Genomic DNA, 7,990 nt, shown 5'->3' with positions numbered 1-7,990 from the left:
CCAAAGATCGCCGCGCCTATTATATCTCCAATTAGAACAGCAGAGGCTAGGAAACCGGCTTCGACACCGCTGAGGGAGAAGATCCTTATGAAGTATGGGAGTGTGAATGCCGCCAATATTATCTCCATGGCAACGAACATCCATGAAACCCTTGCTATCCAGAGGATTCTGAGCTGTTCTCTAGAAGGCTTCTCCAGATCTAGTGTCTCCTCGATTCTCAACAACATCACCGAACATATGTTCGTTTAAGAACTATAAATATTTTACCATTAATACCACAGGATAGGATAGACGGGCTGGAGGCATCGATGATAATGATGAGAAGAACGGGCAACCACTCGAGGGAATGCTATATCTTTGATAGAACCTCTACTATATAGTCTATATCTCTTTCTCCTAGGCCGGGATGCACCGGGAGGCTTAGAACCCTCTGCGAGGCCTTGGCGGAGTTTGGGCAGCACTCTCCATATCCAAGTCTTCTATAGAGAGGCTGCATATGGATCGGGAGGGGATAGTGGATCATAGCCTCTATGCCATGCCTCCTGAGGTGCTCAACAAGCATATCCCTCGAGATGGGCGCGTCATCCTCCAGATATACCACGTATTGGTGATACACATGCCTCGCCCACGGCATCTCCCTAGGGGGTCTCAGCCAGCCAAGCCTTTCAATCCCCCTCGTAAGCCTCTCGGCATTCCTCCTCCTAGCCTCGTTAAGCATCTCAAGCTTCCTCAGCTGGGATATACCCAGCGCAGCCTGTATAGATGTCATCCTATAGTTCCACCCAAGCTCTATATGGAGGTATTTGCTCTCCTGCCCATGATTCCTCATCAGCTCGATCCTCCTGGCCAGCTCATCGCTATTGGTAGTCACCATACCACCCTCACCTGTTGTCATGTTCTTCGTAGCATAGAAGCTAAAAGCACCTAGATCCCCTATCGAGCCGCATCTACGCCCCTTATAGAGGGCCCCGTGGGCCTGGGCTGCGTCCTCAACAACGTATACCCCGTGATCCTTGGCAACCCTCAATATAGGATCCATATCGGCTGGGTGTCCATATAGATGCACAGGTATTATAGCCCTGGTCCTCCTATTGATCTTCTCCTCAACACATCTAGGATCTATATTATATGTCTCGAGATCTATATCACAGAGGATAGGCCTAGCACCCACAGAGAGAGCAACATTAGCCGTAGCTATGAACGTGAAGCTGGGAACAATAACCTCATCACCAACACCAACACCGAGAGCCCTGAGAGAGAGCTCTAGAGCAGCGGTTCCACTGCTAACAGCGAGAGCCCTCCTAACACCTATATACTCGGCAAATAACTTTTCAAACTCCTCAACAACCGGTCCGTAGGCTAGCCAACCACTTTTAAGAACATTTATAACCATAGATATGTCTTCCTCATCGATGACAGGCATGGAGGCCCTGATCCTTAGAGCCATTTAATCCACCCCTAGATATACTCTTCAATATCAAACAAACTTAAAAGTAATAGTATATAGATCAGAGGCATTGCTTAATACAATCCACTCAGGGAAATCATTTCTAGGATTTAAAGTGCTATGGATCCCATCTATAAAGTGGCTTCCCCCTCAAAAGGTTATATCGAGCTAGTGCCGAGGCTTGATAATAGGTTTTTAGACATTATATACGCATCTTCTCCATCGCTGTAGTAGCCATGGTGGATCCCTACTATTGTATATCCCATAGATCTATATAGGTTTATAGCAGGCTCATTACTAACCCTAACCTCTAGCTTTGTCTCTACAGCCCCTTTTCTCCTGAAGAGCTCTTCAAGGATCTCCATCAGCCTCCTCCCAACCCCCCTCCTCCTATAATCCCTATGAACACATATTGAGACCACATGCCCTGTTCTGCCGAAGTTCTCTATAACCCCTATCGCGTAGCCCACAATCCTACCCCCTGATCTACATGCTATGAATAGATCCTGGGAGAGTCTTAGATAGTATAGGAGGAGCCTCGGTGGATAGGGGTCTTTGAAGCATGTTAGCTCAACCCTGTAGATCTCCTCTAAAAAGCTCTCGGGGGGATTGCTAAAGCACTCTATATCGCCCCATCTCCACCGAGGCTCTGCGTTGCCCATGCTATACACCCTAGGATAATATGTTTATAAGGGATAAGGCGAAGATCAGTATAAACCCTGCGGATGTTATAGCCTGGAGGGGTCTCGAGAGTCTTCTAGGCGATACTATATCTAGGAACTTACCCCCATCGGTTATATATAGGGGTGCAGCGTTTATAACGGCTAGGCTTATATTTATGATCGAGATCCATAGGAGGGCCCTAATCACATTTTCAAGCCAGTATAGCCTTACATAGCCATGATCGTTGATGCTAACCAGAGCACCCATCGAGAGGCCGAGGGCTAGAGGGGCTACGCTCAGATATATGCCGAGCCTTGTGACATTAGCTGGCTTATAGATTAGAGCGCTATATCTAGATCCATTCGGATATATACCCTCAATCAATAGGTAGATACCCTTATCAGAGGCTATACTCTGCCTATACCTCATAAAATCCTCCAACCCCCTTATAGGGGTTCCATTTATGCTTAGAAGTAGAAGCCCTGGCTCGACACCGCTGGCCTCAGCTACAGAGCCCTTCTCAACACCCTCAACTATTATACCCTGTGAAACCCCTGCTAGGGGGGCGAGGTATGTGATGCCTATTATACCCCCTGCTGATGCTGCGAACAACAGTATATTCATAAATATACCGGCTGAGAGGATCCTCCCCGCCGCTGTCTTAACGCCCCTCAACAGATCCTCCTCCTCGAGCTCCACAAATGCTAGGGGTATAAATAGTATTAGCCCCGCACCATAGCTCTTAATCCTCATCCCCTCAGCCTTAGCAGCTATGGCATGCCCCAGCTCATGAATAGTTACGCTCACACCTATCGCTATGAGGAGGTATATGATATCCTCACCGGTTATCGTGATCCCAGGGATAATCGGGATCAGAGGGGACTGCGGCGTCTCACCACCGCTGGAAACAGCTCTTAGAAACCTAGCCACGAATTCAATACCAACTATATATACAAATATATAGAATAGAGCCATAGATATAACCATCATAGGTATGCCTATGGTGAAGAATATCCTAGCCCTCCTAGATCCTAGGAAGATGTTCAGAGCATCGGCTGAGCCTCTCTTCTTAAGAAGAACACCTAGTGGGATCGGGTCGAGGCCGACCCTTTCAAATACCCTCCTAACCTGTGGAGACGAGGATGCAAGCCCATATAGAGCTAGCTCGATAGCGACTATCAATAGGATCAGTTGAAGCGGTTCCAAAACATATCGCCAAAGGATCTAATCTATAGGGGGTATAAGTGTTTCTAAAATAGAATCAATAGAGCGTCTAGATCTATTAACAGAGTCTGTATCGTCTCACCTTCCTATTACCCTCAGCAACTACTTCCTCACATATTATACCCTCCTCAGCCAAGCTCCTAACAGCCTTGTATATACCTCTTAATGAATATCTCCGGTTCTCCCTCCATATCTCATAAGCAGTAGCCTTTCCAAGCCTCTCAAGGGTTTTCATAACAACACCTCTGAGCTCGCCCCCACGCTTCCCACTAGATGTTCTATAGCCTATAGTTATTATAGCGATAGCATCGCCAAGCTGGCTTGCAACATGGTATCCAACAGCTGATATCGGCGCTGTATATATCCCCCTGCCTGTAAGTTTCTTGAGACTCTCTATTATATCGGCCTCGTCGACCTCCACCAGCTTGATACGCCCTATATCTCCTATAACCTCGGGCACAGGATCTCCTTTCTTGATGGCAGCAATAACCTCGTAATCAGCATCTAAACCCGCCTCCTCTAGGTCTTGTATAGCCTTTGCAAGGGAGATCGCGAGTATCCCTGTTTTAGCTGGTGCAACAACATACTTGGATCTTATCCTCCTCTCATATAGCTCAAACAATATCGTTTTGAGCCCCTCAACTGTGAGGGGATTCGAATACTCTATAACAACTGCCTCATGGTTTTTAGAGCATGTGGAGATCTCCCCCCTTTTAAAGAGGTAGAGGAAATCATCAACACTAACCCCTAGAGGATCTTCAATGCAGAATATAGCCTGGGAAGCCTCTGAGCTTGTTAAATAATAAGCCATAGATCTTGTGAAAGCCTCCTCATATCTAATAGCAACCCTTTTAAACCCCAGGCTAGCTATGTAGGAGGCTATAACCGCTGAGGCTCTATCAGCATAGCTACCAGTTGGGTTGAACCTCTCATTCTTAACATATATACCACCGATCTTCGAGATAGGTGTTAACCCCTCACCCCTAGAGATCTTCGTGCTAAGCTGTGGGAGTAGGGAGCTATATCTCCATATACCAGGCATAGATGGATCTGGTCTGAACCTAGGATCCTCATAGGTTATAAGGGGTAATCCTCTGCAGAATGGGCATCTAGGCTGGAAATAGCTATCACCTAGATCCCTGCCACACCTGCTGCATCTAAGCACAGCGCTATCCAAAGAACATGCCCGCTATCTTCTAGCAAGGTCTAGGAAATAGCTATAGATCCTCCTATCACCAGCTATCTCCGGGTGGAATGATAGGGCTAGCATGCTTCCCTGCTGAGCAGCCACCCCTACTCTACCAGCAACTGGATGATCTATGTATCCCAGTATCCTCGCACCACCCCAAGCCTCGACAATAGCGGGGGCTCTTATGAATGCAGCACTAACCTCTCCCACACCCTCAAGGCTTATCCTCGCTGTGAAGGAGTTTCTCTGCCTCCCGAAGGCGTTTCTAACAACCCCTATATCCATTAGCCCCAGCCTATATTGCTTGGTCTCCCCAACCACTCTATCAACGATTTTTCTAGCAAGCAGTATAGCCCCTGCACAGGTTCCCATAATCGGGACGCCGGATCTTGCTAGCTCTGCTATGGGCTCGCCAAGATTCCTCGCCGAGATCAGGTTTCCAATGGTTGTCGATTCTCCCCCAGGTATTATGAGGGCGTCGATCCCTGCTAGGTCTCCGGGCTTTTTAACATATACCGCTTCCACACCCAGCTCCCTGAGGATCTCTGCATGCTCTAGGAAATCCCCTTGGAGGGCTAGAACACCTACCCTCAAATCACACACCCCTAACCTGCATAAGCTGCTCAGGCTTCAAGCTCCTTATATCTATCCCCATCATAGCCTGCTTCTCAGAAACCATCTTCTGGGCCTCAACAACCGCCTCGGGATCGTCGTAGAATGAGGTTGCAAGCACGATAGCCCTAGCCCTTGCCTCTGGATCGCTGCTCTTAAATATCCCAGAACCAACGAACACACCATCAGCACCTAGCCACATCATGAGCGCAGCATCTGCGGGAGTAGCTATGCCTCCTGCTGCGAAGTTAACCACGGGCAGCCTTCCAAGCCTAGCTGTTAGGAGGGTAAGCTCGTATGGAACGCTATTCTCCTTAGAATATACCCATATAGCCTCGTAATCCCCTCTCAGGTAGTGGCCCCTAAGCATCGCTATATCCCTGTTAACGAGCTTCATATGCTTAACAGCCTCAGCAACATTCCCAGTCCCAGGCTCGCCCTTAGTTCTGATCATAGATGCGCCCTCATAGATCCTCCTCAGAGCCTCTGGAAGATTCCTGGCACCGTTGACAAAGGGTGTTTTGAAAGCCCATTTATCTATATGGGCCTTCTCATCAACAGGTGTGAGGACCTCGCTCTCATCTATCAAGTCAACCCCTATCTCCTCGAGAAGCCTTGCCTCCTCGGAATGCCCTATCCTACACTTAGCCGAGACAGGTATTGTGATTGTATTCATAACAGATTCGATCACCCTGAGATCTGCTGTCCTAGCAACACCACCAGCCATCCTAACATCGTAGGGGAGTTTATCGAGAACCATCACACCCACGGCACCGGCATCCTCAGCTATCTCAGCCTGCTTATCGCTGGTAACATCCATGATTACACCGCCCTTGAACATAGATATGAACCCATACTTCACCAGGGGAACAGCTTCTCTCAGAGGGATCACCTCAAGCCCAGACTCTCTAGCACGATCCCTCTGTTCCAGAAGCGAATACAATAGATCCCTCAACCTCTCGAGAAATATATATGCATCCACCAGCTTCACAAGGATCACCGATACAATAGTTTCTCGGGGGCTTGTTAAAGCTTGTTGAACGTTCACCAGCTTGATAATGGGTAATCCAATAAGGGATAAACACGAGATCCTAGCAGAAACTTAGTCCTAAAGCTGGGGAGGGGTCATATGGATAAAACATTAACTTAGTAATAGATATGGTTCTTACCATTATATACAGGGGTGGGGATTTGATGATAAGCCCTAGGTTTATCATGCTATTCCTGATAATAACTCTTATAGGTGTTTACCAGCATATTTCATCCTCCCTAGAGTTTAGCCAGAGCAATGCTGCTCTAGCTGTGGAGGTTAGAGGTAATATAGATGGGGGCATGGCATCTCTTATAGAGAGGGCTGTAGGGGATGCTAGGGAGGGGGGATTCTCTGTTATATTGATCGTGGATAGCTATGGAGGCTATGTAGCTTCTGCAGATAGGATCTCAGAGGTCTTGATATCCTCGGGTGTTAAATGCATAGCATATATACCACCTGGTGGGAAGGCTGTATCAGCAGCCTCCATGGTTTCCCTAGCATGTGGCAAGATCTATATGGCTCCTGGGAGCTCTATAGGTGCTGCTAAGCCCATACCATCTGATGATAAGACCGTCAACTATGTTGCATCCCGCTTCAGAGCTTTAGCTGAGAGAGCATATGGAGATCCTGAGAAGGTGAGGATCGCTGAGAGGTTTGTGAGGGAGAGCCTAACCCTAACAGATAGAGAGGCTATCTCCATGGGCATTGCACTCCCTGCTAAGGAGTTGGGGGATGTGCTATCCGCTGAGAATCTCTCGATTGTAGAGACATATAGAAAGGGCTACTTCGAAGAGCTGATCTCGATACTATCTGACCCCCTTATATCCTCTCTAATACTTACAATAGGGTTCTACCTAATACTAGCAGAGATCTTTATAACAGGCTTCCAGGGGTACGCAATCGCGGGAGCCCTATTAATACTTCTAGCACTCTATGGTATGAGCATAGTACCTCCAGATCTGCTTTCAATAGCATTGCTACTATCTGGCATGGTGCTGGTGATCATAGAACTTATAACCCCAGGCCTAGGAGCTTTTGGCATTGCAGGAGCTATAATGCTCGGCCTCGGGATATATATGCTTATCACCCAGAGGCCCCCAGGGACTCTAAGTGTAGATGTGATAGCCATAGCTATTCTAATAACATCATTCGCAGGGATCATAGGTTTTATAGTGTATAAAGCGGCACAGACTATTAGGATGAAGAGATATAAGCCGGAGGAGATGCTCATCGGAAAAATCGGGATAGCCAAAACAGATATCAGCGAGACAAGCCCAGGTGTTGTATATGTAGCTGGGGAGGACTGGACAGCATACTCTGTCTCGGGGAAGATACCTTCTGGCTCTAAGGTAGTGGTGGTATCTGTAGAGGGCCTTATACTGAGGGTAAAGATATATGAGGAATAGACCATATGATCAAAGGTTTAAATCTGCAGAGGCTATATAGATAGGTGGCATCACATGCCCCTAGACCCTGTGAGCCTTGTGCTAATAATATTCGCTTTAATAATAATTCTAATCATACTCGCCAGATCTATAAGGATTGTACCAGAATATGAGAGGCTAGTGGTTTTCAGACTCGGAAGGATGATCGGTGTTAGAGGCCCTGGACTAGTATTCCTGGTACCCATCATAGATACAGCACAGAGGGTGGATCTCAGGGAGTTCGTTATAGATATACCTCCGCAGACATGTATAACCAAGGATAATGCACCAGTAGATATAGATCTTCTTGTATATCTAAAGGTATTCGATCCCGTGAAAGCGGTTACAGCTGTTAGCAACTATGTAACAGCATCCACAGGCATTGCTGTAACCACTTT

General features: G+C 47.3%; 9 protein-coding genes. 2 read left to right on the top strand and 7 right to left on the bottom strand.

The window, feature by feature from the left end; all coding sequences use genetic code 11:
• The 7 genes from QXE01_10200 to pdxS form a co-directional block, all read right to left on the bottom strand.
• The coding region (locus QXE01_10200; protein ID MEM4971605.1) for an MFS transporter at positions 1–221 on the bottom strand (221 nt) is incomplete at its 3' end.
• 128 nt (positions 222–349) lie between these two features.
• Positions 350–1,447, bottom strand: coding sequence for a DegT/DnrJ/EryC1/StrS family aminotransferase (locus QXE01_10195; protein MEM4971604.1), 1,098 nt, complete (start codon positions 1,445–1,447; stop codon positions 350–352).
• 158 nt (positions 1,448–1,605) lie between these two features.
• A complete protein-coding gene (rimI, locus tag QXE01_10190) occupies positions 1,606–2,109 on the bottom strand; it encodes a ribosomal protein S18-alanine N-acetyltransferase (GenBank protein MEM4971603.1) in 504 nt (167 codons plus the stop codon).
• Positions 2,110–2,119: 10 nt separating this feature from the next.
• Positions 2,120–3,316: a site-2 protease family protein gene (locus QXE01_10185; protein MEM4971602.1), complete on the bottom strand. Its 1,197-nt coding sequence runs from the start codon at positions 3,314–3,316 to the stop codon at positions 2,120–2,122.
• Between the two features lie 76 nt (positions 3,317–3,392).
• On the bottom strand, positions 3,393–4,511 hold the full coding sequence (locus QXE01_10180) for a hypothetical protein (GenBank protein MEM4971601.1): 1,119 nt from the start codon (positions 4,509–4,511) through the stop codon (positions 3,393–3,395).
• 12 nt (positions 4,512–4,523) lie between these two features.
• Positions 4,524–5,117 (bottom strand): pyridoxal 5'-phosphate synthase glutaminase subunit PdxT, encoded by a 594-nt coding sequence (gene pdxT, locus QXE01_10175; protein ID MEM4971600.1) that lies wholly within the window; start codon positions 5,115–5,117, stop codon positions 4,524–4,526.
• A 1-nt stretch (position 5,118) separates the two neighbouring features.
• The gene (pdxS, locus tag QXE01_10170; GenBank protein MEM4971599.1) at positions 5,119–6,120 is read right to left on the bottom strand and encodes a pyridoxal 5'-phosphate synthase lyase subunit PdxS; all 1,002 of its coding nucleotides are present in this window, start codon (positions 6,118–6,120) and stop codon (positions 5,119–5,121) included.
• A 209-nt stretch (positions 6,121–6,329) separates the two neighbouring features.
• On the opposite strand from pdxS, the gene QXE01_10165 reads away from it, so the two are divergent.
• Positions 6,330–7,574 carry an NfeD family protein gene (locus tag QXE01_10165; GenBank protein ID MEM4971598.1) on the top strand — a complete coding sequence of 415 codons (1,245 nt, stop codon included), beginning with the start codon at positions 6,330–6,332 and terminating at the stop codon, positions 7,572–7,574.
• Positions 7,575–7,628: 54 nt separating this feature from the next.
• On the top strand, positions 7,629–7,990 hold a 362-nt coding region (locus QXE01_10160; protein MEM4971597.1), incomplete at its 3' end, for an SPFH domain-containing protein.

The sequence above is a fragment of the Sulfolobales archaeon genome (assembly GCA_038897115.1).
In the GTDB taxonomy this organism is placed as follows: Archaea; Thermoproteota; Thermoprotei_A; order Sulfolobales; family AG1; genus AG1.
This window is presented reverse-complemented; position numbering and strand designations above follow the sequence as displayed.